The organism is Streptomyces sp. NPDC102360, from assembly GCF_044766085.1.
GTDB lineage: Bacteria > Actinomycetota > Actinomycetes > Streptomycetales > Streptomycetaceae > Streptomyces.
In genome coordinates this window covers 213,194-239,412 of the sequence record NZ_JBIWLG010000009.1, presented here as the reverse complement: position 1 = coordinate 239,412, position 26,219 = coordinate 213,194, and the positions used below count along the sequence as shown (strand labels likewise).

Annotated in this window: 28 protein-coding genes and 3 tRNA genes; 25 read left to right on the top strand and 6 right to left on the bottom strand. The window is 70.2% G+C overall.

What is annotated here, in order from left to right; genetic code table 11:
* Positions 1-128: 128 nt before the first annotated feature.
* Together ACIRHA_RS30720 and ACIRHA_RS30715 are read right to left on the bottom strand one after the other, a co-directional pair.
* Entirely contained in the window at positions 129-1,547 is a 1,419-nt protein-coding gene (locus tag ACIRHA_RS30720; RefSeq protein WP_403852625.1) for a sensor histidine kinase, read from the bottom strand.
* Between the two features lie 117 nt (positions 1,548-1,664).
* Positions 1,665-2,858 carry a sensor histidine kinase gene (locus ACIRHA_RS30715; RefSeq protein WP_403852623.1) on the bottom strand — a complete coding sequence of 398 codons (1,194 nt, stop codon included), beginning with the start codon at positions 2,856-2,858 and terminating at the stop codon, positions 1,665-1,667.
* Positions 2,859-3,112: 254 nt separating this feature from the next.
* On the opposite strand from ACIRHA_RS30715, the gene ACIRHA_RS30710 reads away from it, so the two are divergent.
* The 13 genes from ACIRHA_RS30710 to ACIRHA_RS30650 all read left to right on the top strand — a co-directional run bounded on the left by ACIRHA_RS30710 (position 3,113) and on the right by ACIRHA_RS30650 (position 14,919).
* A complete protein-coding gene (locus ACIRHA_RS30710) occupies positions 3,113-3,511 on the top strand; it encodes an NADH-quinone oxidoreductase subunit A (RefSeq protein WP_326020931.1) in 399 nt (132 codons plus the stop codon).
* 5 nt (positions 3,512-3,516) lie between these two features.
* Positions 3,517-4,170, top strand: coding sequence for an NADH-quinone oxidoreductase subunit B (locus ACIRHA_RS30705; RefSeq protein WP_403852879.1), 654 nt, complete (start codon positions 3,517-3,519; stop codon positions 4,168-4,170).
* Positions 4,167-5,186, top strand: coding sequence for an NADH-quinone oxidoreductase subunit C (locus ACIRHA_RS30700; protein ID WP_403852621.1), 1,020 nt, complete (start codon positions 4,167-4,169; stop codon positions 5,184-5,186). The genes ACIRHA_RS30705 and ACIRHA_RS30700 overlap by 4 nt, the downstream gene beginning before the upstream one ends.
* On the top strand, positions 5,183-6,151 hold the full coding sequence (locus ACIRHA_RS30695) for an NADH-quinone oxidoreductase subunit H (RefSeq protein WP_403852619.1): 969 nt from the start codon (positions 5,183-5,185) through the stop codon (positions 6,149-6,151). The genes ACIRHA_RS30700 and ACIRHA_RS30695 overlap by 4 nt, the downstream gene beginning before the upstream one ends.
* On the top strand, positions 6,151-6,777 hold the full coding sequence (locus ACIRHA_RS30690) for a NuoI/complex I 23 kDa subunit family protein (protein WP_403852617.1): 627 nt from the start codon (positions 6,151-6,153) through the stop codon (positions 6,775-6,777). The genes ACIRHA_RS30695 and ACIRHA_RS30690 overlap by 1 nt, the downstream gene beginning before the upstream one ends.
* The gene (locus ACIRHA_RS30685; RefSeq protein ID WP_403852615.1) at positions 6,774-7,376 is read left to right on the top strand and encodes an NADH-quinone oxidoreductase subunit J; all 603 of its coding nucleotides are present in this window, start codon (positions 6,774-6,776) and stop codon (positions 7,374-7,376) included. The genes ACIRHA_RS30690 and ACIRHA_RS30685 overlap by 4 nt, the downstream gene beginning before the upstream one ends.
* Positions 7,376-7,786, top strand: a complete 411-nt coding sequence (gene nuoK / locus ACIRHA_RS30680; RefSeq protein ID WP_403852613.1) for an NADH-quinone oxidoreductase subunit NuoK — start codon at positions 7,376-7,378, stop codon at positions 7,784-7,786. The genes ACIRHA_RS30685 and nuoK overlap by 1 nt, the downstream gene beginning before the upstream one ends.
* The gene (locus ACIRHA_RS30675) at positions 7,783-9,810 is read left to right on the top strand and encodes an NADH-quinone oxidoreductase subunit L (protein WP_403852611.1); all 2,028 of its coding nucleotides are present in this window, start codon (positions 7,783-7,785) and stop codon (positions 9,808-9,810) included. The genes nuoK and ACIRHA_RS30675 overlap by 4 nt, the downstream gene beginning before the upstream one ends.
* Positions 9,811-9,816: 6 nt before the next feature.
* Positions 9,817-11,409: a NuoM family protein gene (locus ACIRHA_RS30670; protein WP_403852609.1), complete on the top strand. Its 1,593-nt coding sequence runs from the start codon at positions 9,817-9,819 to the stop codon at positions 11,407-11,409.
* A complete protein-coding gene (locus tag ACIRHA_RS30665) occupies positions 11,406-12,941 on the top strand; it encodes an NADH-quinone oxidoreductase subunit N (protein ID WP_403852607.1) in 1,536 nt (511 codons plus the stop codon). Before ACIRHA_RS30670 ends, ACIRHA_RS30665 begins: the two co-directional genes overlap by 4 nt.
* Before the next feature lie 84 nt (positions 12,942-13,025).
* A complete protein-coding gene (locus ACIRHA_RS30660; protein WP_403852605.1) occupies positions 13,026-13,481 on the top strand; it encodes an MscL family protein in 456 nt (151 codons plus the stop codon).
* A 185-nt stretch (positions 13,482-13,666) separates the two neighbouring features.
* A complete protein-coding gene (htpX, locus tag ACIRHA_RS30655) occupies positions 13,667-14,530 on the top strand; it encodes a zinc metalloprotease HtpX (RefSeq protein WP_403852603.1) in 864 nt (287 codons plus the stop codon).
* The gene (locus ACIRHA_RS30650) at positions 14,527-14,919 is read left to right on the top strand and encodes a YccF domain-containing protein (RefSeq protein ID WP_403852601.1); all 393 of its coding nucleotides are present in this window, start codon (positions 14,527-14,529) and stop codon (positions 14,917-14,919) included. Before htpX ends, ACIRHA_RS30650 begins: the two co-directional genes overlap by 4 nt.
* On the opposite strand, the gene ACIRHA_RS30645 is transcribed toward ACIRHA_RS30650, so the two are convergent.
* A complete protein-coding gene (locus ACIRHA_RS30645; protein WP_403852600.1) occupies positions 14,916-16,184 on the bottom strand; it encodes an APC family permease in 1,269 nt (422 codons plus the stop codon). The genes ACIRHA_RS30650 and ACIRHA_RS30645 overlap by 4 nt on opposite strands.
* A gap of 168 nt (positions 16,185-16,352) precedes the next feature.
* Between ACIRHA_RS30645 and ACIRHA_RS30640 the strand changes: the two genes are divergently transcribed.
* Positions 16,353-16,625: a GlsB/YeaQ/YmgE family stress response membrane protein gene (locus tag ACIRHA_RS30640; protein ID WP_403852598.1), complete on the top strand. Its 273-nt coding sequence runs from the start codon at positions 16,353-16,355 to the stop codon at positions 16,623-16,625.
* 94 nt (positions 16,626-16,719) lie between these two features.
* Here ACIRHA_RS30640 and ACIRHA_RS30635 read toward each other — a convergent pair whose 3' ends face one another.
* A complete protein-coding gene (locus ACIRHA_RS30635; protein ID WP_403852596.1) occupies positions 16,720-17,208 on the bottom strand; it encodes a YajQ family cyclic di-GMP-binding protein in 489 nt (162 codons plus the stop codon).
* A gap of 224 nt (positions 17,209-17,432) precedes the next feature.
* On the opposite strand from ACIRHA_RS30635, the gene ACIRHA_RS30630 reads away from it, so the two are divergent.
* The 5 genes from ACIRHA_RS30630 (at position 17,433) to ACIRHA_RS30610 (ending at position 21,770) form a co-directional block, all read left to right on the top strand.
* Positions 17,433-17,514 (top strand) — tRNA-Tyr (locus ACIRHA_RS30630).
* A 262-nt stretch (positions 17,515-17,776) separates the two neighbouring features.
* Positions 17,777-18,709, top strand: a complete 933-nt coding sequence (locus ACIRHA_RS30625) for a calcium-binding protein (protein ID WP_403852594.1) — start codon at positions 17,777-17,779, stop codon at positions 18,707-18,709.
* Positions 18,710-18,945: 236 nt separating this feature from the next.
* Positions 18,946-20,844, top strand: coding sequence for a RiPP maturation radical SAM C-methyltransferase (locus ACIRHA_RS30620; protein WP_403852592.1), 1,899 nt, complete (start codon positions 18,946-18,948; stop codon positions 20,842-20,844).
* Entirely contained in the window at positions 20,841-21,461 is a 621-nt protein-coding gene (locus tag ACIRHA_RS30615; protein ID WP_403852590.1) for a DUF5825 family protein, read from the top strand. The genes ACIRHA_RS30620 and ACIRHA_RS30615 overlap by 4 nt, the downstream gene beginning before the upstream one ends.
* Before the next feature lie 90 nt (positions 21,462-21,551).
* Positions 21,552-21,770, top strand: a complete 219-nt coding sequence (locus tag ACIRHA_RS30610) for a hypothetical protein (protein ID WP_266713014.1) — start codon at positions 21,552-21,554, stop codon at positions 21,768-21,770.
* Between the two features lie 71 nt (positions 21,771-21,841).
* On the opposite strand, the gene ACIRHA_RS30605 is transcribed toward ACIRHA_RS30610, so the two are convergent.
* Together ACIRHA_RS30605 and ACIRHA_RS30600 are read right to left on the bottom strand one after the other, a co-directional pair.
* Positions 21,842-22,498 carry an SDR family oxidoreductase gene (locus tag ACIRHA_RS30605; RefSeq protein WP_403852588.1) on the bottom strand — a complete coding sequence of 219 codons (657 nt, stop codon included), beginning with the start codon at positions 22,496-22,498 and terminating at the stop codon, positions 21,842-21,844.
* A gap of 70 nt (positions 22,499-22,568) precedes the next feature.
* Positions 22,569-23,819 carry an amidohydrolase family protein gene (locus ACIRHA_RS30600; RefSeq protein ID WP_403852586.1) on the bottom strand — a complete coding sequence of 417 codons (1,251 nt, stop codon included), beginning with the start codon at positions 23,817-23,819 and terminating at the stop codon, positions 22,569-22,571.
* A gap of 240 nt (positions 23,820-24,059) precedes the next feature.
* Here ACIRHA_RS30600 and ACIRHA_RS30595 point away from each other — a divergent pair.
* The 6 genes from ACIRHA_RS30595 (at position 24,060) to ACIRHA_RS30570 (ending at position 26,205) form a co-directional block, all read left to right on the top strand.
* Positions 24,060-24,132: transfer RNA gene (locus tag ACIRHA_RS30595), tRNA-Thr, on the top strand.
* A gap of 34 nt (positions 24,133-24,166) precedes the next feature.
* Positions 24,167-24,239 (top strand) — tRNA-Met (locus ACIRHA_RS30590).
* 89 nt (positions 24,240-24,328) lie between these two features.
* Positions 24,329-24,493 (top strand): 50S ribosomal protein L33, encoded by a 165-nt coding sequence (gene rpmG, locus ACIRHA_RS30585; RefSeq protein WP_351338345.1) that lies wholly within the window; start codon positions 24,329-24,331, stop codon positions 24,491-24,493.
* Positions 24,494-24,591: 98 nt separating this feature from the next.
* Positions 24,592-25,044: a MaoC family dehydratase N-terminal domain-containing protein gene (locus ACIRHA_RS30580; protein ID WP_403852583.1), complete on the top strand. Its 453-nt coding sequence runs from the start codon at positions 24,592-24,594 to the stop codon at positions 25,042-25,044.
* A 5-nt stretch (positions 25,045-25,049) separates the two neighbouring features.
* Complete coding sequence (locus ACIRHA_RS30575; RefSeq protein ID WP_403852581.1) at positions 25,050-25,478, top strand: MaoC family dehydratase; 429 nt, start codon at positions 25,050-25,052, stop codon at positions 25,476-25,478.
* A gap of 163 nt (positions 25,479-25,641) precedes the next feature.
* Complete coding sequence (locus ACIRHA_RS30570) at positions 25,642-26,205, top strand: TetR/AcrR family transcriptional regulator (RefSeq protein WP_403852579.1); 564 nt, start codon at positions 25,642-25,644, stop codon at positions 26,203-26,205.
* Positions 26,206-26,219: the final 14 nt, after the last annotated feature.

Below are 26,219 nucleotides of genomic sequence, written 5' to 3'. Positions count from 1 at the left end.
TGAGGCGCGGGGTCCGGGGCGGAGCCCCGTGGCGTGGGGGCGGCGCCGCGCAACGGGGACAGGGGCCCGGCCCCGGTGCGGCGAAGGCCCCGGGGCCGGGCGAGGGTGACCGGGGGCTCAACCCCGGGTCAGGCCCGGCGCCATGGCAGCTCCGCCGTCACCCGGGTGGGCCCACCCGTCGGCGACTCGACCACCAAGATCCCGTCGACCGCATCGAGCCGCCCGGCCAACGCCGCCAACCCCGAACTGCCGGAGGCCACCGCTCCGCCGCCCCCGTTGTCGTACACCTGCACCATCAACCGGTCCTGCGACCGCCACACGTCGACCATCGCCCGCGTGGCCCGGCTGTGCTCGCTCACGTTCTGGAGCAGTTCGGAGACCGTGAAGTACGCGATGCCCTCGATGGCCGGCGCCGGCCGCTCCGCCAGGTCGACCTCCACCTGTACCGGCACCGCACACCGCGACGCCACCGCCGACAACGCCGCGTCGAGCCCCCGGTCCGTGAGCACCGCCGGATGGATCCCGCGCGCCAGGTCCCGCAGCTCCTGCAACGCCGTCTTCACCTCGCCGTGCGCCTCGTCCACCATGCGCGCCGCCGTCGCCGGGTCCTCGCCGAGCTTCTCCTTGGCCACCCCGAGATCCATGGCCAGGCTGACAAGCCGGGCCTGCGCCCCGTCGTGCAGATCCCGTTCTATGCGGCGCAGGTCGGCCGCCGCCGTGTCGGCCACCACGCCCCGGTCCGACTCCAGCTCCACCACGCGCGACGCGAGCCGCGAGGGGCCGAGCAGCCCCACCACCATCACCCGGTCCACCGTCGTCAGCGCCCGGATCACCCACGGCGTGGCCAGCGTGACGAGCAGCCCGAGCCCCGCCGTCACCGCGATCTCGAAGGGGTTGTCCAGATACACGGCGTGGCCGGCGTCCCCGTACAACTGAATCCCGTCCTGCCCCACGTACGTGGGGAACACCCAGCGCCACACCGGATACGTGAGCATCGTCCAGCCGGTCGCCCAGAAGCTCAGCCCCACGGCGAACCCGAACACCGCCCACGGCAAGTGCAGCACCCCGTACAGCAGATGCCGCCACGAGACACCGCTCTTGAGCGTCGCCCCGATCCACGCCATCGGCCCGCCCGTGCGCGGCCGCAGCGGCTCCGGCGTACCGACCTCGACGCCGAGCAGCCCGCGCGCCCGCACCCGCTCCAGCGCCCCGAGCCCGCGCGACCCGGCGAGCGCCGCCGCGAGCACCGGAACCCCGATGAACGTGATCAGCAGGCCCATACCCAGCGACGTCATCGTCACGGCCCACACGAACCCGATGATGCCGAGCGGCAGGCTGAGCATCAGATACCCGAATTCCCGCCACGTCCGCCCCTCGATCGGCGCCCGCAGCCCGGCCGGCAGCCGCCGCAGACCCCGGCGGGGGCCGGAGCCGGCGCCACGACCACCGTCGTAGCTGCCGTCGGAGCCGTAGCCGTGGTCCTCGTAGGAGGACGAGTACGCGGATGCGTCGCTCTGCTCGCGATATCCGTACTGGTGCGTGGCCATCGGTGTCCGTCCGTTCTGCTCAGGTCTGCCGGGGTAGCCGTTGTTCTGCTTCCAGCCTCCTCGCGGGCGCGTCCCGCGACCATGCGGCGGGTCGGCGTCTTCGACCGGGGGTTTTCCCTACCCCTGCCGTATCGGCTCGGTCCGGTCGCGCCACGGCAGCTCCGCCGTGACCGTGGTCGGGCCGCCGTCCGGCGAGTCCACGACGAACAGACCGTCGACCGCGTCGAGCCGCTCCGCGAGGCCCGACATGCCGGTCCCCTTGTCCAGGCTCGCGCCGCCCCGCCCGTCGTCCCACACCTGTATGAGCAGCCGGTCCTGCGAGCGCCACACATCCACCGAGGCGGACCGCGCGCCGCTGTGCTTGCTCACGTTCTGGAGCAGCTCGGAGACGGTGAAGTACGCGATGCCCTCGATCGCCTCCGCCGGCCGGCCCGACAGCTCGGCCGTCACCTTCACCGGCACCGTGCAGCGCGAGGCCACGGCGGACAGGGCCGCGTCGAGCCCGCGGTCGGTGAGCACCGCGGGATGGATGCCGCGCGCCAGGTCCCGCAGCTCCTGCAGCGCGAGCTTCACCTCGCCGTGCGCCTCGTCGACCATCGCCGCCACCACCTCGTCGGCCTGGCCCTCCAGGAGCTTCTCCTTCGCGAGACCGAGGCCCATGGCCAGATTGACCAGCCGGGCCTGCGCCCCGTCGTGCAGATCGCGCTCGATGCGCCGCAGGTCGGCGGCGGCCGTGTCGACGACGACGCCACGGTCCGACTCGAGTTGGGCGATCCGTCGCTCCAACTCGTCGGAGGGGGAGAGCAGTGCCCGCACCATCGCCCGGTCCGCGTTTCCCAGACCGCGCACGATGAACGGCAGCACCGGCCACAGCACGAAAAGGCCGACCAGCGTGATCGTGAACGTCAGCACGGCCCACGGCAACCGGATCACTTCGTACAGCACCGTGCGCCAACCCACCGGGTCCTTGAGCCCGGTCCACAGCCAGCCGAAGAAGCCGCCCGTGCGCCGCATCGGAAGCGGGCTCGGCTCCTCGATGCGCACGCCGAGCAGCGCCCGCGCCCGCCCCCGCTCCGCCTTGCCGAGCAGCCGCGCGCCCCTGAGCCCGGCGGCGATCAGCGGAAGCCCGATCACCGTGACCGTGAGCCCCGCGCCGAGGGCCACCATCGTGACGGCGTACACGAACCCGAAGACGGACAGCGGGAAGCTGCTCAGGAGATAGGCGATCTCCTTCCACGTGGCGCTGTCGTACCCAAGTCGTGGCGGAGGCAGCACCGGATGGTCTTCGGGAGTGTCGAGTGGCTCGGTCATAGCGGCAAGAGTGCCCTGGCCCGGGGCGGGGCGCCATGAGGGCGACCTCCAAGTTGAGCGGGGGTTAACCCCACCACGAACGCGACCTCGGATCCCGTCCCGGATCCCGTCCCGGATCTCGTCCCGGATCCCGTCCCGGACTCCACCTCGCCCAAGCCGCTCGGCCCCGGGCTGCTTACCGTCCCTTTAACAGGGCCTAGACTCCCGTGCGTACAGATCGTCGAACACAACGAACTCGCGAGGGGCGCAGGTACGTGACGGGATCGGACGTGACCGTCATCGCGGCGGACTACTTCCAGTCGTACTCGGTGGTCGGGCTGCTCGCCGTCGTCGGCGTGCTCTTCGTCGCCGTCGCCTTCGGCTCGGGGAAGCTGCTGCGCCCGGTGGTTCCCACCAGGGAAAAGTTCCTCACGTACGAATGCGGCGTCGACCCCGTCGGGGACGGCTGGGCCCACACCCAGGTCCGCTACTACGTGTACGCGTTCCTCTACGTGATCTTCGCGGTCGACTCGATCTTCCTCTTCCCTTGGGCCACGGTCTTCGCCGCGCCGGGATACGGCGCGACGACCCTCGTCGAGATGTTCATCTTCCTCGGCTTCCTCACCGTGGGCCTGCTGTACGCATACAAGAAGGGCGTCCTTACGTGGACGTGAGCGCCGTGACTCCTGCTCCCGAGACCCCTGCTCCCGTGACTCCTGCTGCCGAGGCCCCAGCGCCCGTGGATCTGCCGGATCCCCTCGGGCCGAAGAAGCTGGGCGTGCTCTCGCGGCTCGCCCCCGAGCCGATGAAGGTGGTCCTCAACTGGGGCCGCCGCTACAGCTTGTGGGTCTTCAACTTCGGCCTCGCCTGCTGTGCCATCGAGTTCATCGCCGCGTCCATGGCGCGCCACGACTTCATCCGGCTCGGCGTGATCCCGTTCGCACCGGGCCCGCGCCAGGCCGACCTGATGGTCGTGTCCGGCACGGTGACCGACAAGATGGCGCCCGCCGTGAAGCGGCTCTACGAGCAGATGCCCGAGCCGAAGTACGTCATCTCGTTCGGCGCCTGCTCCAACTGCGGCGGCCCGTACTGGGATTCGTACTCGGTGACCAAGGGCGTCGACCAGATCATCCCCGTCGACGTGTACGTGCCCGGCTGCCCGCCCCGGCCCGAGGCGCTCCTCCAGGGCATCCTCAAGCTCCAGGAGAAGATCGCCCGCGAGTCGCTCGGCGAGCGGTACGTGTCCGCCGACGCGGCGGCCGGGCGGCCCTCCGCGGCGGCGCTGAGCAGCGGTCTCGTACAGCCGCCCGCGCCTTCCGGGGGTGAGCGATGAGCTGGCTGCCGAGCCCCGTCGAGGAGCTGTTCGGCGCCGAGGCCACGGTCGAGGAGGCGTACGACCTACTGACCGTCGATGTGCCGGCGGCCGAGTGGATCGCGGCTCTGACGACGGCCCGTACGACGCTGGAGTGCACGTATTTCGACTGGTTGAGCGCCGTCGACGAGCCGGAGGCCGGGTTCCGCGTGTGCGCGCACGTCGCCGCCGTGGCACCCGGGTCCGTACGTCGCCTGCTGTTGCGTACGACCGTTCCGCACGCGGCACCCGTGCTCGCGTCGGCGGTCGACGTGTACGCGGGCGCGGCCTGGCACGAGCGCGAGACGCACGAGATGTTCGGCGTCGACTTCACCGACCACCCGGGCCTCGACCCGCTCCTCCTGCCCGACGGCTTCGAAGGCCACCCGCTGCGCAAGGACTTCGTGCTCGCGGCCCGCGTCGCGAAGGCGTGGCCCGGCGCGAAGGAGCCCGGCGAGTCCGAGCACGGCGGCCCCAAGCGGCGCCAGATGCTGCCACCCGGCGTCCCCGACCCGAACGAATGGGGCCCGATGAAGGGGCAGTTGCCGCCCGCACCGGCCCGACCCGCGCGGGGCGCGCGCGCCGCGGGCGCCGGTGCGGCCGGGCGTGCGGCGGGCGCGGCGGGGGCCGCGGGACGTGCGGCGGGGGAGCGTCCTCCGCGGCGTACCCGGTCCGCGAGCCAGGGCTCGGCTAGTCAGGGCTCGGCGAGCCAGGGCTCGGCGAGCCAGGCGGCCGCACCTGCGGAGGCCCCGGAGCCCGCGTCCGCGCCCGCGCCCGCGCCGAAACCCGCCACGAGCGACGCCCCTTGGCACCACGCCAAGCCGGCCTTCGACGAGGAGTCGCCGAAGCGGGAAGCCACTCCGGAAGCCGCTCCCGAAACCACCCCGGAAGCCGCTCCCGAAGCCGCCCCGGAAACCACCCCGGAAGCCGTTCCCGAAGCCACCCCGGATGCCGCTCCGGACGAGAACCCGACAGACAACAACGGAGGCAACGAGTGAACGACGCCCTCGACGTCGCTCTGCGCCTCGTCGTCGTCTTCGTCGCCTTCCTGGTGCTGCCCCTGGTCGTCGGTCAGACCGAACACAAAGTCATGGCGCACATGCAGGGCCGCCTCGGCCCCATGTACGCGGGCGGCTTCCACGGCTGGGCCCAACTGGTCGCCGACGGTGTCAAGTTCGCGCAGAAGGAGGACGTGGTCCCGGCCGATGCCGACCGCCGCGTCTTCCAGCTCGCCCCTGCCGTGGCCCTCCTCCCGTACCTCCTCGTGCTGCTCGCCATCCCGGTCGGCCCCGGCGACGGCGCGGTCGGCGCGGTCATCGACGCGGGCATCTTCTTCGTCCTCGCGGTGATGGGCGTCGGCGTCCTCGGCTCGCTGATGGCGGGCTGGGCGAGCGCCAACAAGTTCTCCCTCCTGGGCGGCCTGCGCACCGCCGCCCAACTCCTGGCGTACGAACTCCCGATGCTGCTCGCGGCGGCCTCCGTGGCCATGGCCGCGGGAACGGTCTCCCTCCCCGGCATCCTCGACGCCTTCGAGTGGTGGTGGCTGCCCTGGCAGATCGTCGGGGCCCTGGTCTTCTTCGTGGCGGGTCTTGCGGAGCTGCAGCGCCCGCCGTTCGACATGCCGGTCGCCGACTCCGAGATCATCTTCGGCGCGTACACCGAGTACACGGGCCTGCGCTTCGCCCTGTTCCTCCTCGCCGAGTACGCGGGCATCGTGGTGCTCTGCGGACTGACCACGGTGCTGTTCCTGGGCGGCTGGCACGGGCCGTGGGGCGCCGAAGGACTGGGCTGGGTGTGGACCCTGCTCAAGACCGCCGTCCTGGCCTTCGTCGTCATCTGGCTCCGCGTCACGTACCCGCGACTGCGCGAGGACCAGCTGCAGAAGCTCGCCTGGACCACCCTCGTCCCCCTCGCCCTCGCGCAGATCGCGCTCACCGGAATCGTGAAGGTGGCGATCAACTAATGCCCGCGAACTTCCCGGGGTCCGGCCTGGCCAAGGGCCTCGCCGTCACCCTCCGCACGATGACGCGCAAGACCGTCACCGAGCAGTACCCCGAAGCCCAGCCCGAACTCCCGCCCCGTACCCGCGGCGTGATCGGTCTGTTCGAGGAGAACTGCACGGTCTGCATGCTGTGCGCCCGCGAGTGCCCCGACTGGTGCATCTACATCGACTCCCACAAGGAGACGGTGCCGCCCGCCGTCGAGGGCGGCCGCGAGCGCAGCCGCAACGTCCTCGACCGTTTCGCCATCGACTTCTCCCTCTGCATGTACTGCGGTATCTGCATCGAGGTGTGCCCCTTCGACGCGCTGTTCTGGTCCCCGGAGTTCGAGTACGCCGAGACCGACATCCGCGAACTCACCCACGAACGCGACAAGCTCCGCGAGTGGATGTGGACGGTCCCGTCCCCACCCGCCCTCGACCCCGCGGCCGAGGACCCCAAGGAACTGACGGCGGCCCGCAAATCCGCGGACAAACTGGCGGCAGCCCAGGAGGCGGCTGCCGAGGAGGTGGCTGCCCAGGAGCCGTCCGCGCCGGGAGCCGACCCGAAGGCCACCCCCAACGACCCCGGAGAGGAGCCCACCGCATGATCCTCGCCGCAGCGGCGGCCGTCGCCACGGCAGCCGACAGTCCTGGCTTCCTCTCCCCGTCGGGCGTCGAGATCGCCTTCGTGCTCGTGGGCCTCGTGACCTTCGCCGCGGCGATCGTCACCGTCACCACGAAGCAACTGGTGCACGCCGCCCTGTGGCTGGTCGTCGCCCTCGGCGGGCTCGCCGTCGAGTACCTCCTGCTCACAGCCGAGTTCATCGCCTGGGTGCAGGTCCTCATCTACGTCGGTTCCGTCGTGGTCCTCCTCCTGTTCGGCCTGATGCTGACCCGCGCGCCCATCGGCCGCTCCCCGGACGCGGACAGCCCCAACCGCTGGGCCGCCCTGACCGTGGCCATCGCCTCCGCCGCCGCCCTGATCTGGGTCGTCGTCGACGCGTTCCGTACGACCTGGATCGACCTCGACGGTCCTGTGCAGGGCAGCACGGACGTGACCGGCTCGATCCTCTTCAAGCACTGGGTCCTGCCGTTCGAGGCGCTCTCGGTCCTGCTCCTCGCCGCCCTGGTCGGCGCGATCGTCCTGTCCCGCAGGCAGAACACCACCGCGGCCCCCGCGACGTCCGAAGGTGAGGGAACCCGCTGATGCACCTCGCCTACCCCGCCGTTCTCTCCTCCCTCCTCTTCTGCACGGGCCTGTACGGCGTACTGGCCCGCCGCAACGCGATCCTGGTCCTGATGTCGGTCGAGCTGATGCTCAACGCCGTCAACCTGAACCTCGTCGCCTTCGACGTCTGGCTGCGCGACACCCTCCACGCGGGCCAGGCCCTGACCCTCTTCACCATCGCCATCGCCGCCGCCGAGATCGGCATCGGCCTGGCGATCGTCCTGGCCGTCCACCGGAACCGCGGCACGTCGGACATCGACAAGCTCCGCGACTCCGCCGAGCCCCAGGACCCGGCCGACGATCCGGACGACGACCCGCACCACCCGTCCGAGACCCCGGCGGCCGCCACCGCCGGCACCACGGACGAGAAGGCCGAGGCCACCGCGTGACCACGACGAACCTCGCCGTCCTCGTCCCCCTCCTGCCGTTCCTCGGCGCCGTCGCCGGCCTGCTCCTCGGCCGCACGGCCCCCGCCTTCGCCCGCCCGCTGGCCGTCCTGCCGACGCTGGCGGCGCTGGCCCTCGCCGTCGTGGTCGCCCTCGACCAGGGCGGCGGCACGGGCAACGGCACTGCCGCCCTCGACGCGCACACCCAGCTCGCCCCGACCGGCTCCGTACCGATCGAACTCGCCCTGCACATCGACGGATTCGCCGCCCTCGTCGCCGTCCTCGTCGGCCTGGTGTCGACCTGCGTGCAGATCTACTCCACGGGCTATCTGCGCGACGACCCGCGCTACCCCTCGTACGCCGCTCTCGTTTCCCTCTTCACCTCCGCGATGCTCCTGGTCGTCTACTCGGGCGACCTGATGGTGCTGCTGGTCGGCTGGGAAGTCATGGGCATCTGCTCGTACTTCCTCGTCGGCCACTACTGGGAGACCCCCGAAGCGCGCGCCGCCTCCCTCAAGGCGTTCCTGGTCACGAAGCTCGGCGACGTCCCTTTCCTCATCGGCCTGTTCGCGCTCGCCGTGGACACGGGCTCGTTCCGCATCACGACGATCCTGGGCAAGGTCACGAGCGAGGCGGGCCTCGACCACCCGACCCTGATCGCCCTTCTGCTCCTCGCCGGTGTGGCGGGCAAGTCCGCGCAGTTCCCGCTGCACACCTGGCTGCCCGACGCGATGGCGGGCCCCACGCCCGTCTCCGCCCTGATCCACGCCGCGACGATGGTCGCCGCCGGCGTCTACTTCGTCGCTCGTCTCCTCCCGGTCTTCGCCGCCTCCCAGGCAGCGCTGATCGTCCTCGCCGTCATGGCCGCCGTGACCATGCTCGGCTCGGCTCTCGCCGCGCTCGCGCAGGACGACATCAAGCGCGTCCTCGCGTACTCGACCGTCGGTCAACTCGGCTACATGACCGGCGCCCTGGCCGTCGGCAGCCGCGACGCCGCCGTCTTCCACCTCCTCTCGCACGGCGCCTTCAAGGCGCTGCTGTTCCTCGGGGCGGGCGTGATCATCCACGCCGCCGGCACCAACTCGCTGGCCGCGATGTCCCGGATGAAGGGCCTGCGCGACCGCGTGCCCGACGCCTTCTGGACCATGACCGTCGCGCTGCTCGCGCTCGCCGCGATCCCGCCGTTCAGCGGCTTCTTCTCCAAGGAGGCCGTCCTTGGCGCCGCCGAGTACACCGCCATCGGCCATGAGCACGGCGCCCTGACCGCGCCGACCGCCTCCGGCTGGATCGTCCTCGTGGCAGGCCTGATCACGGCCCTGCTCACCGCCGCCTACGCGACCCGGCTCTGGCTCCTCGCGTTCAAGGGCAGCGGTGCCGAGGCCCCCGACCACGGCAAGCAGCCGGTCACGATGAACGTCGTCCTGTGGGTCCTGGCGATCCCCTCCCTCGGCTTCGGACTGCTCGCGGGCGTGCTCCCCGACTGGTTCGACGGCGTGTCCCTCACCCCGACGCTGACCACCTCCGTCCTCGGCACCGGCTTCGCACTCGTCGGCGGCCTGGTCACCTACGCGGCCTGGCGCCACACCACGTCGATGGCGGCCCGCCGCACCCCGATCGGCGCCGTCGCCGTCGATACCGAGTCCGGCGACGCGGGTCTGGTCGAGGCCGAGGCCATCGCGACCCACACCCCCGCGTACGGCGACATCGCGGCGGCCCCCGACCCGGCCGACCCCGGTCGTCTCCTGCTCGGCCCGCTGCACCGACACGCGGCCGTCGGCTTCCACCTCGACGCCGTCTACGCGGCGCTCTTCGTCCGCCCGGTGCAGGCCGGCGCCGCACTGGTCGGCTTCCTCGACCGCGCCGTCGTCGACACCTACGTACGCGGAGCGGCTGAAGCGCCGAAGGCGCTGGGCTGGGCCGTGCGCAGGGCCCAGACCGGAAACGTGCAGACCTACCTCAGCGCACTGCTCGCAGGCACCGTCGTCCTGGTGGTCGCCGTCGTCCTCGTCGCCACCGCCGGAGCGTGAGCAGCCGTGATCGATATCAGCGAATCCGTGATGCAGTTCTTTCTCGCATTGATCGTCGTCGGCCCGCTCATCGGTGCCGTGCTCGCCCTTCTCCCGGCCCCTCCCGGGCTGAAGGGGAAGTCACCCGACCAGGCCGTGCTCCGCCACGGCGTGACCGTGACCGGCGTGATCCTCATCGCCGCGATCGTCCTCGCGCTCGGCTTCGACCACGACCAGCCGTCGAAGATGCAGGCCACGACCGACATCAGCTGGATCCCCGCGCTCGACGTGCGTATCCACCTCGGCATCGACGGCATCTCCCTCCCCCTCCTCGTGCTCACGGCGCTGCTGACGTTCCTGTGCGCGCTGTACTCCTACTTCCACATGCCGGCCGGGCCGTCCCCCAAGGCGTTCGTCGCGCTGATCCTCGTCCTGGAATCGGGAACGCTCGCGACCTTCGCCGTCCTGGACCTCCTGCTCTTCTTCCTCGCGTTCGAGATGGTCCTCATCCCGATGTACTTCCTCATCGCCCGCTGGGGCGGTGCGCAACGGACGCAAGCCGCCTGGAAGTTCATCCTCTTCACGCTGCTCGGCTCGGTCGTGATGCTGCTCGGCCTTCTCCTTATCGGCGTTAAGTCGGGCACGTTCGACATGATGGCACTCGCCACTGACAACGGCCGGGGTCTGACCGCGTCCGTGCAGGTCATCGCCGTTCTGGCGATCGGGATCGGGCTCGCGGTGAAGACCCCGATGTGGCCGCTGCACAGCTGGCTGCCCGACGCCCACACCGCTGCCCCGACCGTCGGGTCGGTCCTCCTCGCCGGTGTCCTGTTGAAGATGGGTACGTACGGGTTCGTCCGGATCCTGCTCCCCATCGCGCCCGACGGGATGCGGACCTTCGATCCGTACCTCGCCGCGCTCGCCGTCGTCGGGATCATCTACGGGTCCCTGGCCTGCCTGAACCTGTCCAAGCAGGGCGCGAAGGGTGACCTCAAGCGCCTCATCGCGTACTCCTCCGTCGGTCACATGGGCTTCGTGCTGCTCGGCATCGCGACGATGACCCCGACCGGCGTGAACGGCGCGCTGTTCGCCAACATCGCCCACGGCCTCATCACCGGCCTGCTCTTCTTCCTCGTCGGCGCGCTCAAGGACCGGACGGGCACCAGTGACCTCGACGCCCTCGCCGAGCAGGGCGGCATGGCCCTGTACGGCAAGGCGCCGCGGCTCGGCGGCCTGCTCGCGTTCGCCGCCGTCGCCTCGCTCGGACTGCCGGGGCTCGCCGGTTTCTGGGGCGAAATGCTGGCGCTGTTCGGCGCGTTCAAGCCCGCCGACGGCCTCAGCCGCCCTGCGTTCCTGGTCTTCATGGCGATCGCGGCCCTCGGCACGCTGCTCACCGCCGCGTACATGCTGATCGTGGTCCGCCGCATCTGCATGGGCCCCCGCCCGAAGGAAGCCCCGGCGGCTCCGGAGGCGCCCGTGTTCGCCGATGTGCGCGGCTACGAGTTCGCCGCCTGGACCCCGCTCGTCGTCCTCACCGTCCTCGCGGGCCTGTGGCCCGCAGCCCTGCTCGGCCTCACGAACCCCGCCGTGCAGAAGCTCCTCGCAGGAGGCCTCCAGTGATCGCCGTCGCCGCGCCCTCCGTGGCGTCCCTCGTCCAGTCCGTCGACTGGGTCGCCATCGCGCCGCCCACGATCGCGGCGGTCGTGGCCCTCGTCGTGCTGGTCGCCGACCTGTTCGTGGCGGAGCGCCGCAAGCCGCTCCTGGGCTGGATCTCCATCGCGGGCCTTGCCGCCGCGGCGCTCGCACTGCTGCCGCTGATCGGGGACGAGCGCTCCACGTTCTGCCTCAAGGGCGCGCCGTACGATGCCTGCAGCTACACGGCGGACCGTTTTACGCTCGTCATCCAGTTCCTGGTTCTGGCCGGCGCCCTGCTCACCGCGCTGCTCTCGGTCAGCTCCCTGAAGGACGCCAAGAACGCGAACAGGCCTCTCCCCGAAGGGGAGTTCTGGTTCCTCCTCCTGTCCTCGGCCGCGGGGGCGGCCCTGCTGCCCGCCTCCCGTGACCTGGCCACGCTCGTCGTCGCCCTGGAAGTCGCCTCGCTCCCCGCCTTCGCCCTCGTGGGCCTCAAACAGGGCGACAGGCGCTCCTCCGACGCGGCCCTGAAATTCTTTCTCTCCTCGGTCACCGCGACCGCCGTCACCCTGCTCGGCGTGAGCTTCGTGTACGCGTCCACGGGCAGCCTGCACCTGACGCGGGTCGCCACCGAACTCACCCACGTGGACGGGCAGTTCCACACCCTGGCCCAGACCGGTGTCGCGCTCACCCTCGTGGGCTTCGCCTTCAAGACGGCCGCCGTACCGTTCCACTTCTGGGTACCCGACACCTACGTAGGCGCGCCGTTGCCGATCGCCGCCTACTTGTCGGTCATCGGCAAGGCCGTCGGCTTCTCCGGCCTCATCCTCGTCACGGTCGTCGCGTTCCCCTCGTACGCCGACGTATGGGGTCCGGCCCTGGCCGCGCTCGCCGCGCTGACCATGACCGTCGGAAACGTGGCCGCCATCCGCCAGCAGGCCACGCGCGCGTACAGCGCCGTCCGCCTGCTCGCCTGGTCCTCCGTCGGCCAGGCCGGCTACCTCCTGGTACCGATCGCCGCGGCCGCCTACTCGGACGACCCCCAGAAGTCGATCGGCTCCACCCTCGCGTACGCCCTCATGTACGCCGCGGTGAACCTCGGCGCGTTCGCGGTGGCCGCCCTGGTCGCCCGTACGAAGCCGCTGAACCGCATCAGCGACTACCGGGGCCTGTACGCCTCGAACCCGCTCGCCGCGCTCGTCCTGGGCTTCTTCCTGCTGTGTCTCGCGGGCCTGCCGCCGGGCATCATCGGCCTGTTCGCGAAGGTCACGGTCTTCTCGGCGGCCGTCGACGCGGGGCTCGGCTGGCTCGCCGTCGTCATGGCCGTGAACGTCGTGATCGCGCTCTTCTACTACCTCCAGTGGACCGCGACCCTGTTCCGCGCCCCTGAAGGCGCACCCGCCGTCCACCGCGCGACCAGGCCGCTCACAGCGGCGATCGCCGTCACAGCCGTCATCGGAGTGGCCCTCTCCGGCGCACCCCAAATGGTCCTGCGTTTTGCCTCGACGGGCCTCTTCTAGGCACCCTCGTACGGCACCACATGTACGGGCCGGTCACCGGCCCCCCACCAATGACCACAGCCCCACATCAAGGAGACAGGCGTCGTGCTGAGCGGGTTCAAGGACTTCATCCTTCGCGGAAACATCATCACGATGGCCATCGGCCTCGCGGTCGGAACCGCGTTCACGGCTGTGGTCACCGCACTCAGTACGGCGTTCATCGCGCCACTCATCGGCGTCGCCACGAAGTCCACCGGCGACTTCGGTGAGGCGCACTTCACGGTCGAGGGCACCGACTTCCCGTACGGCAAGTTCGTCAGCGCGATCATCGCCTTCCTGATCACCGCCGCGGTGCTCTACTTCTGCATCGTCGTCCCGATGATGAAGCTCCAGGCGCGCCTGGACCGCGGCAAGCCCGTCGACATCAAGGCGGCCCTGCGCGACTGCCCGCGCTGCTACACCCAGATCCCCGGCGTCGCCACCCGCTGCGCGCACTGCACGAGCGAGATCGAGGCGGACCCGGAGGCCCTGGAGCTGGCGGGTCTGCCGCAGCAGCGCTGACCCGGTCGGCCTACACGACCGCACGGGCCCGTCCCGAGCGGACAAGGGAACTCGTCCTCCTCGTCTGGCGTTGACCAGTCAGGGAGGGTCCACTGGACGTGGAAACACACACGACTCCAGACCCAGTGGAAGCAGCAGACAAGCAAGCAGTGGGTTCCCCTGCCGCACCATCAGGAGGACGTACCGTGCACCGCCGGCACAACGGGTTGAAGACCGCCGTACTCCTCGGAGGCCTGTCCGCCCTCATCCTCGTCATCGGCAGCTTCTTCGGCCGTACGGGGCTCATCGTCGGGCTCGTCATCGCCCTGGGGACGAACGCGTACGCGTACTGGAACAGCGACAAGCTGGCCCTGCGCGCGATGCGCGCCCGCCCGGTGAGCGAATTCGAGGCGCCCGCGCTGTACCGGATGGTGCGCGAGCTCTCCACGCAGGCGCGTCAGCCCATGCCGCGCCTGTACATCTCTCCTACGGAGGCGCCGAACGCGTTCGCGACGGGCCGCAACCCGCGCAACGCCGCGGTGTGCTGCACCGAGGGAATCCTGCGCATCCTGGACGAGCGCGAGCTGCGCGGTGTCATCGGGCACGAGCTGAGCCACGTCTACAACCGCGACATCCTGATCTCCTCGGTCGCCGGAGCCCTCGCCTCCGTGATCATGTTCCTCGTCAACTTCGCTTGGCTGATCCCGGTCGGCCGCTCGAACGACGACGACGGACCCGGCATCTTCGGAATGCTCCTGATCATGATCCTGGGGCCGCTCGCGGCATCCCTGATCCAGCTCGCCATCAGCCGCTCCCGCGAGTACGAGGCCGATGCCTCGGGTGCCCAGCTGACCGGGGACCCGCTGGCCCTGGCGAGCGCCCTGCGCAAGCTCGAGGCGGGCACGAAGCAGCTGCCCCTGCCGCCGGAGCCGCGCATCGAGACGGCGAGCCACATGATGATCGCCAACCCCTTCCGCCCCGGCCAGGGAATGTCGAAGATGTTCTCCACGCACCCGCCGATGGCGGAGCGCGTTTCCCGGCTGGAGCAGATGGCAGGTCGCCAACAGTGAAGACAATCCTCAACGTCATCTGGCTGATCCTGAGCGGCTTCTGGCTGTTCCTCGGCTACCTGCTGGCCGGCGTGCTGCTCTGCATCACGATCATCGGGATCCCCTTCGGTATCGCTTCCTTCAGGATCGGCGTCTACGCACTGTGGCCCTTCGGGAAGACGACCGTCGAGCGCAGGGACGCGGGCGCGCCCTCCTGCGTCGGCAACGTCCTGTGGCTGATCCTCGCGGGCTGGTGGCTGGCCCTGGCGCACATCTTCACGGGCCTCGCCCTGTGCGTGACGATCATCGGGATCCCGTTCGGCATCGCCAACTTCAAGATGATCCCGCTCTCGCTGCTGCCCCTCGGCCGCGAAATCGTGCCCACGAACCAGCCGTTCGCGGCGCGCTAGGCCGCGCCGCCTCCGGTGCCGTGCGCACTACGCGCGCGTAGCCGGACCGCGTAGGCGAGCGCCCCCAGGGCGATGACACCCGCACCCGCCGCAACGGACGAAGCGGGCAGCGAGCACGCCAGCGCCAGGCATCCCGCGGCCCCGAGCGCCGGCAGCGCCCGCGCGCGTACCGCGGAACTCAGCGTCCACGCCGAGGCGTTGGCGATCGCGTAGTACACCAGCACGCCGAACGACGAGAACCCGATCGCCCCGCGTACGTCGCCGAAGGCCGCTACGACGGCCACCACGGCCCCGACCGTGAGCTCGGCCCGCCGCGGCACCCGGAAGCGCGGGTGCACGGCCGCCAGGGCGCCCGGCAGATGCCGGTCCCGCGCCATCGCGAGCGTCGTCCGGGACACACCCAGGATCAGCGCCAGCAGCGACCCGAGCGCCGCTACCGCCGCCCCCGCCCGCACCACCGGTACGAGGCCGTCGCCGCCCGCCTCCCGTACGGCGTCGGCCAGCGGGGCCGAGGCCCGCGCGAGCCCGTCCACGCCGAGCACGGCGACGGCGGCGGCGCCCACGGCGGCGTACACGACCAAGGTGATCCCGAGCGCCGTGGGGATCGCCCGCGGAATGGTCCGCGCCGGATCCCGCACCTCCTCGCCGAGCGTCGCCACGCGCGCGTACCCGGCGAACGCGAAGAACAGCAGCCCGGCGCCGCTCAGCACGCCGCTCAGGCCCTCGGAGAGCCCGGGAGCGAGCCGCCCGCCCTCGGCGCTCCCCGAGCCCGCGCACACCACCGCGACGGCCGCCAGCACGGCGAGCACGACCGCGACGACGATCCGTGTCAGCCAGGCCGACTTCTCCACCCCGAAGCAGTTCACGGCAGTCAGCGCCACGACCGCGGCGACCCCCACCGCATGAGCCTGCCCCGGCCACACGTACGTCCCCACGGTCAGCGCCATCGCCGCGCACGAGGCCGACTTGCCGACGACGAACGCCCAGCCCGCCAGATACCCCCAGAAGGGCCCGAGCCGCTCCCGCCCGTACACGTACGTGCCTCCGGACACGGGATACACGGCCGCGAGCCGCGCCGACGACATCGCGTTGCAGTAGGCCACCACAGCCGCCACCGCGAGTGCGTACAGCACCCCGGTGCCGGCTGCCCGCGCCGCGGGCCCGAGCGCGGCGAAGACGCCCGCCCCGATCATCGATCCGAGACCGACGACCACGGCGTCCCGCACACCAAGCGCCCTGCGAAGCGGGGTTCCCGACTGTGTCATGTGACGCACATTAAAGGGCTCGTGCAACCACACCATGTCTACCCGTCGTCCTTCTGGGCAGCAGGGAGCCGGGGCGGCGACGCACTCGGCGACCCGGCGAGAAGGACGCAACAAGGCGCTACAGCAAGGCAGTAGGCGCCACAGCACTACAGAGGGGCAGAACGCGGCATGGGCATCATCGGCTGGATCATCCTTGGACTACTGGCCGGTGCCATCGCCAAGTTCCTGTTGCCCGGCCGGGATCCGGGCGGCTTGATCGGCACGACCCTCATCGGCGTCGCGGGCTCCTTCATCGGCGGCTGGATATCGTCCCGTTGGCTGGACCGCCCCATATCCACGGACTTCTACGACGGCGCGACCTGGGTCGCCGCGATCGGTGGCGCCCTCGTCCTCCTGGTCGCCTACCGCATCTTCTTCGGCAACTCACGCAGTCGCCGCTGAGCTGCAGCCGGCAGCAAGGAGGGGCGGCACCCGTCGGGTGCCGCCCCTTCGCTTACGTAGACCGCTGTAAAGCTGCCCTGCAGGCGGTCCAGTCCTACCGGTAGTTCACAAACTGCAGCGCGAAGTCGAAGTCCTTGCCCTTGAGCAACTGCTGGACGGACTGCAGATCGTCACGGCTCTTGGAGCTGACGCGCAGCTCGTCGCCCTGAACCTGTGCCTTGACGCCCTTCGGCCCCTCGTCGCGGATGGTCTTCGCGACCTTCTTGGCGTTCTCCTGGGAGATGCCCTCCTCGATCGAGGCGAAGATCTTGTACTCCTTGCCGGACAGCTGCGGCTCACCGGCGTCCAGCGACTTCAGCGAGATCCCACGCTTGACCAGCTTGGTCTGGAAGATGTCGAGGATGGCCTTGACCCGCTCCTCGCCGTTGGCCTCCATCAGGATCTTCTCGCCGGACCAGGAGATCGAGGCGCCCACGTTCTTGAAGTCGTAGCGCTGCGAGATCTCCTTGGCAGCCTGGTTGAGGGCGTTGTCGACCTCCTGCTGCTCGACCTTCGAGACGATGTCGAAACTGGAGTCGGCCATGTCCTGTGGCTCCTTGTATCGGGGGTGGATCGGGTGCTGGTCGGGTTCCGACCGGGTTCTGCTCGGGCTGCGCGCCGGGGAAGTCGCGCCAGGAGCAGCCTAGCCACCGTGCCGTGCCCGGCCGCCGTTCAATCGGGTGGCGAAGCACCCCTGTGCATCAGGTATTGTTTACGTCGTTGCCAGCGAGCACCGCCGCAAAGCGGGGCCCGGGGCAGCGAACCCAAGGCGGTGTGCCCGAGCGGCCAAAGGGAGCAGACTGTAAATCTGCCGGCTCAGCCTTCCCAGGTTCGAATCCTGGCGCCGCCACACTTGGGATAGACCCCTCCGAACTGCGGAAACGCAGCGCGGAGGGGTCTTCTTTTTGTTCGAACGCCGATTGTTCGAACGCCGATCGTCGACGAGTGCCGGGTGATGCACCTCACAGGCCCCAATCGTCACGCGCGTACAACCCTCTCGCTTCATCGCCGATCAAGACTGTGCGGCCGCTGTGGCCGTGCGTGATGTGAGTCCGCCCGAGCCCGTCCGTGACCTGCATCCGCCCGTCGTGAGTCGATAACGGAGCCTCCTCATGCCCCAGCACTCCCGCAGTAAGTTGACGTCCGGCAAGAAGGTGATCCTGGGTGTCAGCGCACTGGCCGCCTCCGGGGTCGCCGTCGGCCTGCTCGTCACACCGTCCGCGACGGCGGGTGGGACCGGCGCGGCCGAGGCGCTGGAGCAGAGCAAGGCCGCGGTCGCCGACGCGTCGGATGCGAAGGACGCCGCGCCGAAGCCCAGAGCCCTGGCCGCCGACGGCACTGCCGACGCCACCGTCGTCTCCGGCATCACCGTCAACGGCGGCAACAGCGCCCAGGTCGGGACGACGAACACGCAGACGATCACCGTGAAGTGGACGGTCGGCGGCGGGTCGAAGCTCTACGGCAGCCACGCGTCGATCTGGCGCGGCACCGACCAGGACAGCGGACTGAAGCAGTACATGAACTCCGAGCAGTTCGATGCGGACACGGACCCCTGCGTCCAGTCCGGGGAGGCCACGTTCAGCTGCAAGGCCACCTTCAAGATCGACCCCGAGTACGACCTGAAGAACGAGGACGCCGGAGCCTGGAAGATCGACCTCTACGCGATCACCGAAGCGACCACCGACGTGCGCACGGAGAACGCCAAGACCTGGTACCTCAAGCGCTGGTCCCGGCTGAGCAACAACGCGGCCCCCGAGCCCGTCGCCAAGGGCAAGAAGATCACGATCACCGGCAAGCTGGAGCGCGCCAACTGGGACACCCACAAGTACGCGGGCTACACCCAGCAGACCGTCCGCCTCCAGGAGCGTTCGCTGACCGGCTCGTACGCCACCACCAGCAGCCACAGCACCGGCACCGGAAGCCTGGCGGGCGTCGAGAAGCAGACTCGCACCGCCACCACCGACCGCTGCTACCGCTACAAGTTCGAGGGCACCTCCACCACGCCGCCGGTCACCGCCACCGGTGACTGTGTGGACGTGCGCTGAGCCCACTGGCCTGGCTGACCACACCGGGTCAGCCAGGCCACGGACCCTTGGGCGCCGTACCGCTCGGTGTGGGCTGCGCCGAAGCCGTACAGGTGGGTGCGGCGTCTATGTGGGGTCTATGTGGGGCCTCTGAGGCCCTCCCGTACGCCCTTGTGCGACGGGTGGGACGCCCATAGGGTGAGTCGGCTTGTGGTGGCAAGAAGAGGCGGGACGTCATGCGCGTTGGGCTGGTGACCATGCCCTGGCATGCGATCGACCTGCCCTCCCTCCAAGTAGGTCTGCTGCACCAGCTGCTGCGGGAGGTCCGCCCGGACGACGAGGTGCGCGAGTTCCACGGCTCGCTGCGCTGGGCGGAGCTGCTTCTCGAGCGCACGGGCGGTCGACTGAACCCCAGCGACTACGAAGCGATCGGCAGCGACTCGATCTTCCACGGGATCGGCGACTGGGTGTTCTCCGGAGTCCTCTACGACGACGAGGACTGGGGCGCCGCACAGCTGCGGTCGTACGCGCGCGAGCGCGGTGTGCCCGCAGACACCCTGGACACGGCCTTCGAGATGCGTCGCCATGCCGCCGAGTACATCGAGCGCTGCGCGACCGAGGTGCTGGCGCACGAGCCCGACGTCGTCGGGTTCACGAGCACGTTCATGCAGAACGTGGCGTCCCTCGCCCTCGCCAGGGAACTCAAACGCCGTCACCCGAAGTTGACCGTTGTCTTCGGCGGCAGCAACTGCGAGGGCCCCATGGGGCACGCCCTGCACCGCAACCACCCCTACGTGGACCACGTCGTGCGCGGCGAAGGTGAGTACGCCTTCCCGGCCCTCCTCGCCCACCTGGACGCGGGCACGCCCCCCGACGACGTTCCGGGCCTCTGCTGGTGGGACGGCGGCGTCTCCCGGGTCAACACCGAACCCCACCGCACTGTGGCTCCGGCCCACATACCGTCGCCCGATTACGACCAGTGGCAGGCGGACATCGAGGCGTCGACGGTCCTCGAATACCTGTATCCCAAGCTGGTCGTCGAGGGAGCCCGCGGCTGCTGGTGGGGCGAGAAGCACCACTGCACCTTCTGCGGCCTCAACGGCAGCACCATGGCGTTTCGCGCCAAGCCCGGCGAGCGGCTGTGGAGCGAGATCGAACGCCTCGTGCGCCGCCACCGCATCCTCGACATCGTCACCGTCGACAACATCATCGACATGGCGTACTTCAAGGACTTCCTGCCGCTCGCCGCCAACAGTGGCTGGGACCTGCGGATCCACTACGAAGTGAAGTCCAACCTCAGCCGGGAACAGATCGGCCAACTCGGCGCCGCGGGCGTCGTGCTGATCCAGCCCGGCATCGAAAGCCTCAGCAACCGCGTCCTCGACCTGATGGACAAGGGCGTCACCGGCGCCCGCAACATCCGCACGCTGCGCGAGTTCGACAACCATGAGGTCACCTGTACCTGGAACTACCTCTACGGGTTCCCCGGCGAGACAGTGCGGGACTACGCGCGCGTGCTCGACCAGCTGCCCGCCCTCGTACACCTCCAGCCGCCGAGTGGCGCCTTCCGCATCCAACTGGAGCGCTTCAGCCCGCACTTCACCGATCCCGCCCTGGGTTTCGGCAAGCGGCGTCCCGCCGACATGTACCAGCACGTGTACGAGCTGCCTGAGTCCGAACTCGCCGAGCTGGTCTACCTGTTCGACACCGAGGACGCCGGCATCGGCGGGGATACGGAGGACCGGCTACTGCGGGCCGTGGCGCAATGGCGTGCGCAGCACGCCACGTCGACCCTCGTCATGGAGCAGGCGGGAGAGGACGAGAACACCCTCCTCGTACGGGACCGCCGCGAGGGCTGGCCGCGCCGCACCTACTGGTTCAACGGCTGGGAGGCGGCCGCTCTGCGCATCCTGGAGGAGGGCGCGGGCGAGCCCGCCCTGCAGCGCAAACTCGCCGACGCGGGCCACGACGTACCGGTCGAAGAGCTGGGGGAGTGGGTCGCGCAGGCCGTCACGTTCGGTCTCCTCTTCCGCGACACCGGCACCTACGTGTCCCTGCCCACCCGCACCGCGCCGATCCGCGTCGATAGCGCAGCCTCCACCGCCTCCACCGCCTCCACCGCCTCCACCGCCTCTGCCCCGGCGGCCTCCGGATGACCGCGCTCCCTGCCCTCGTCCCGCACCGCGTCATCGGCACCCGCGTCCGCGTGAGCGAGCCGCTGCCCTTGCGTGGTGACGGCCGCGCCATCACTCGGGCGGTCCAGTTCCTGCGTGAGTGCCAGGCTGCGGGGCTGAGCACGCACTGGGAGGCGGCCACCGACCCGCGTCATACGTATGACGGACCCGGGGCCTCTGAGGGCGCGGCAGGTGTTACGTATGACGGCTCCGCCCTCACGGACCGTGTCACGTATAACCTCCGCACCCTGCATCACCTTCCACCCCCAGCCCAACAGGCCGACGAGCCAGGCGAGTTGGCGACATGGCGGGCCGAGCACACCTACGGGATGCTCTACCACCGCCGCGGCCCGGGATTCGTCACCGTCATGGACCGTCGAGAGCGCCCCGCCTCGGCGCGATTCACGCTCGACCACCCCGACCTGCTCACCGCGTTCGACACGCTGAGCGACGCCACACCGCTCGACACGCTCGCTCCCGCCCACCAAGAAGCGGCCCGCCACCTGGCCGAGGAAGGGCTCGCACTGATCGTGGACGGGTGGGCAGTGGCGCTGCCGCCACGCATGCGCCGCTGGCCCGTGCCGTGCATGGGGATCTGACGCCGCGTCGCACGACAAGAAACCCCCTCAGGGCCCGTCCTGAGGGGGTTTCACCGTGTGTCCGCGGCGATCACCACGCAGACTGAACCCATGCCGACCACATCCCGCCGCCGACACTGCCCCGAATGCCGCCGTGAGATCGCGGTCGTGGCGGGCCGTTTCGCCCGCCACGATCCGCCCGGCACCCGCGCCGCGGGAGAGCTGGTCTCCTGCCCCGGCTCACGGCGCCCCGCCCAACTGGGCGCCGTCCAGGACGCGCTCGACGGCTACGTGGTCCCGCACGTGCCGGGCCAGATGCCGCTGTTCTGAAGCCCGCGTGCCGCTGTTCCGAGGCACGCGCGCGGACCGGCCGCCCGCCCGTCCGCGCCCCCGCCCGCGACTCAGTTGCCCGCGACCGACTTCACCGCCACCGTGACCGGCGTGGAGCCGGAGATCAGCTCCAGCGTCAGCCCCGCCGTGGCGGCCGTGTCCACCAGCTCCGCGAGGACGGCCGCCACGTCGTCGCGCGGCACCGGCCCGCGCCCGGTCGAGGCCTCCAGGCGGACGAGCCCGGTCCCCGCGTCGTTCGTCAGCTGACCGGGCCGCAGGATCGTCCAGTCGAGCCCGGTACGGCGCCGTACGTTGTCGTCGGCCGCACCCTTGGCCCGCAGGTAGACGTCGAAGACGTCGTCGCCCTGGTGCGCGGCGTCCGCCGCCATGGCCGACACCACGATGTAGCGGCGGACCTTGGCCCGCTCCGCGGCATCCGCGAACAGCACGGCGGCGTCCCGGTCCACGGTGTCCTTTCGGCCGACGCCGCTGCCCGGACCCGCGCCCGCCGCGAAAACGGCCGCGTCCGCACCCTGCAGATGCGCCGCGACCTCCTCCACGGACGCCGACTCCAGGTCGCACAGGACGGGTTCCGCGCCGGCCGACCGCAGGGCGTCACCCTGCTCCGGCTTGCGGATGATCCCCGCTACTTCGTCCCCGCGCGCGGAGAGCAGCCGCTCGAGCCGCAGCGCGATCTGACCATGACCCCCAGCGATGACAATGCGCATGTCTTCGACGGTACGCCCGGGACGGGCGGTTCACCGTGCAACCATGCGCGACCGGGCCCCGTACGAGTGTTCAAGCGGGGCTCCCGCCGCCGTACTTGGCCGCCCGCCCCTGCCGCGGCAGATCGAGGGCGACCGCGGCGGCCGAGTCGCAGTACTCCCGCACCGCGCTGGTCCTCGCCACGACGCGCCCCCGGTGCACGACGATCCGGCTGTACGCGAGGGAGAGCGCCCCCGCGAGCCGTTCGCCCCGCACCGCGAGCAGCTCCGCGGGGAACCCCGCCTCCACGCGCACCTCCGGCAGGCCGAGCGCCGCCCTGGCCGTCGAACTCACCGCTTCGTAGGCGTCCTGCGGTCGCATCCCGTAGCGCGATGCCAGCAAGTAGGCGGCCTCCAGCGGGTCGCCGCGGCCCACGGGGTTCGACACGTCGCGCAGCGCCCCGCTGCCCGCCGCGATCGGCACCCCGGCCGCCCGCAGCAGCCGCACCGGCGCGACGGTCCGCTCGTCCACCCCCGCACACCCTCCCTGCGGCAGGCACGTCACCGTCACCCCGGCGGCCGCGAGCCGGTCCACGGCGGGCCGTGCCGCCTCCTCCGGAAGCCTGGAGAGTCCGCCCAGTGGTCCGACGGTGACGCCCGTGCGCAGACCGCCGACCGCCGCCGCGAGCCGACCGAGCCGCACCGGATCGGCCCCGTCCGTGTGCAGGTCGACCGGGCACCCGTGTTCGGCGGCGACTTCAAGCACCGCCTCTACGTAGCCCGTTGGGTCGGGGTCCAGATCGGGGCAACCGCCTACTACGGAGGCGCCCATTTTGACGGCGTCCCGCAACATGGCGAGCCCGTCGACCCCGGCGAGCCCAGTCAGCAGCCGGGGCATCGCCACCGTCCGCAGATCCGCGAGCCCCACCAGCGACCGCCGGGCCTGGAGCACCGCCTCCATGGAACCGAGCCCCTCCATGTCGCCGATCCGCACATGGGAACGCAGGGCGGTCGCCCCGTGGCCGAGTTGCAGCAGGGTGCTCTCGGTGGCCCGGCGCTGGATGTCCTCGGGGGCGTACGAGACGGGGCCCTCGCAGTCGGCCGAAAGGGCCGTGTCCGCGTGCGCGTGGGGTTCGACGGGGGCAGGAAGCAGCAGGCAGCCGGTGAGGTCCAGGCGTGAGCCGCGCGCGGTGAGGCTGCCGGCCGTGCCGACCGCCTCGATGTGCCCGCCGTCGAGCCGCACGTCCACGGTCCTGCCGTCGGTGAGCCGGGCGCCGCTCAGCAACAGTCCGGAGCCCTCGGGCACGTCGGGTGACGGTGGCTGCTGTGAGGGGCTGTCGGACATCGCGCTCCTGAGGGCTCGGCTGAGGGCTCGGCGAGGACGCGTATCGCGTCCAAGATCACGCAGGGTGGGTCGAGCCTAGAACCGGGACAGGGGCGCTTCGAGGACCGCCGAAATAGTCGTACCGGTGGGGCCCGAGGGGCTCATGTGCCTGGCACGGAAACGCGGCATCGTTCCCGGCGGGTGGGGGCGTGAAACGGATTTGGGCGATCGGCGCGCGACCGTGTAATGTCTTCATCGCTCGCCCCAATAGCTCAGTCGGTAGAGCGTCTCCATGGTAAGGAGAAGGTCTGCGGTTCGATTCCGCATTGGGGCTCTGGTGCACGCGTCCAACGCAGCGCATGCATCGCAGCGGTGTAGCTCAGTCGGTAGAGCAAGCGGCTCATAATCGCTGTGTCACCGGTTCAAGTCCGGTCACCGCTACTAACAGTAGCCGATTGCGGGGTCGGTCCTTCAGTCGGCTACTCTTTTATGCGTTAATCCATCCGTCCCGTCCGTCAAGGAGCACTCACGTGGCTGCCACCGACGTCCGCCCGAAGATCACGCTGGCCTGCGTGGAGTGCAAGGAGCGGAACTACATCACCAAGAAGAACCGGCGTAACAACCCGGACCGTCTTGAGATGAACAAGCACTGCCCGCGTTGCAACGCGCACACCGCGCACCGCGAAACGCGATAAATCAGGCTCGTACACGAGGCCGTCCCCACTTCGGGGGCGGCCTCGTGTCGTTTCGTTGATCAGGCAGATCGAGAACACATCCAGGAGGTGCCGAGCCCATGGCGCTCGACCAGTCCTTCGTGGGGCGGACCTATCCGCCCACCGACCCGTACGAGGTCGGCCGGGAGAAGATCCGTGAGTTCGCGGAGGCGGTGGGGGACACGAATCCCGCGTACGTCGACCGTGCCGCCGCCGAGGAGCTCGGTCACCCCGATGTGATCGCCCCGCCGACCTTTGTGTTCGCGATCACCTTCAAGGCCGCGGGTGAGGTCATCCACGACCCGGAGCTGGGGCTCGACTACAGCCGCGTCGTGCACGGCGACCAGAAGTTCGCCTACACGCGCCCGGTGCGGGCCGGCGACCGGCTGACCGTCACCTCGACCATTGAGGGCATCAAGTCGCTCGCGGGCAACGACATCATCGACGTACGGGGTGAGGTGCACGACGAGGCCGGTGAGCACGTCGTGACCGCCTGGACCAAGCTCGTCTCGCGCGCCGCAGAGGAGGCCTGATCGCCATGGCGACGAACATCAAGTACGCCGATGTCGAGGTCGGCACCGAACTGCCCGCACAGTCCTTCCCTGTGACACGTGCCACGCTCGTGCAGTACGCGGGCGCCTCCGGTGACTTCAACCCGATCCACTGGAACGAGAAGTTCGCGGTCGAGGTCGGCCTGCCGGACGTGATCGCGCACGGCATGTTCACGATGGCCGAGGCGATCCGTGTCGTCACCGACTGGGCCGGCGACCCGGCCGCCGTCGTCGAGTACGGTGTCCGCTTCACCAAGCCGGTCGTCGTGCCGAACGACGACAAGGGCGCCGAGATCGAGGTCAGCGCCAAGGTCGCGGCCAAGCTCGACGACAACCGCGTACGGGTCGACCTGGTCGCCATGAGCGCGGGGCAGAAGGTGCTCGGGATGTCGCGGGCGGTCGTTCAGCTGGTCTGATCGCTGCCTACGTAGCTGTGAGTAAGGGGCGTCTCCCTGGGGAGGCGCCCCTTACGCGTGCCGTGCCCCTGCGTGTGCCGAAATGAGGCCCCTGCGCGTGCCGGATACGCGTGCCGGTTCGGAGGGATTGACGTAGATAGTGATTGGCCACTAACTTGGCCACATGGTCAGGATGAGTGCGGAGGAGCGGCGCGAGAGTGTCATCCGCGCGGCGATCACCGAGTTCTCGCGGGGTGGCTACAACGGCACCTCGACCGAGACGATCGCCAAGCGGGTCGGTGTCTCCCAGCCGTATCTCTTCCGCCTCTTCGCAGGGAAGCAGGCCATCTTTCTCGAAGCTGCCCGGCGCTGCTGCCGGGACGTCACCGACGTATTCCAGAAGGCGTACGACGGGGCGGCGGCCGAGGGGGAGGAGTCGATGCAGTGCATGGGTGCGGCGTACCAGTCGCTCATCTCGGACGACCCCGAGAAGCTGCACATGCAGATGCAGATGTACGTGGCCGTCTCCGCCGCAGAGGCGGCTGGTGACCACGAGTTCGGCGAGGCACTGCGCGCCGAGTGGATGAAGATGTGGGATGTGGTCAACGAGGCCATGGGTGCGGACGTGGGGGAGACGACCCAGTTCCTCGCCTACGGAATGCTGATCAACGTCCTTGTCTCGATGGGCTTCCAGCCCGATCACCGGGTCTGGGCGGGATTCGACACCTCGGCTCAGCCGGGGCGGTAAGCAGCCACCTGTGT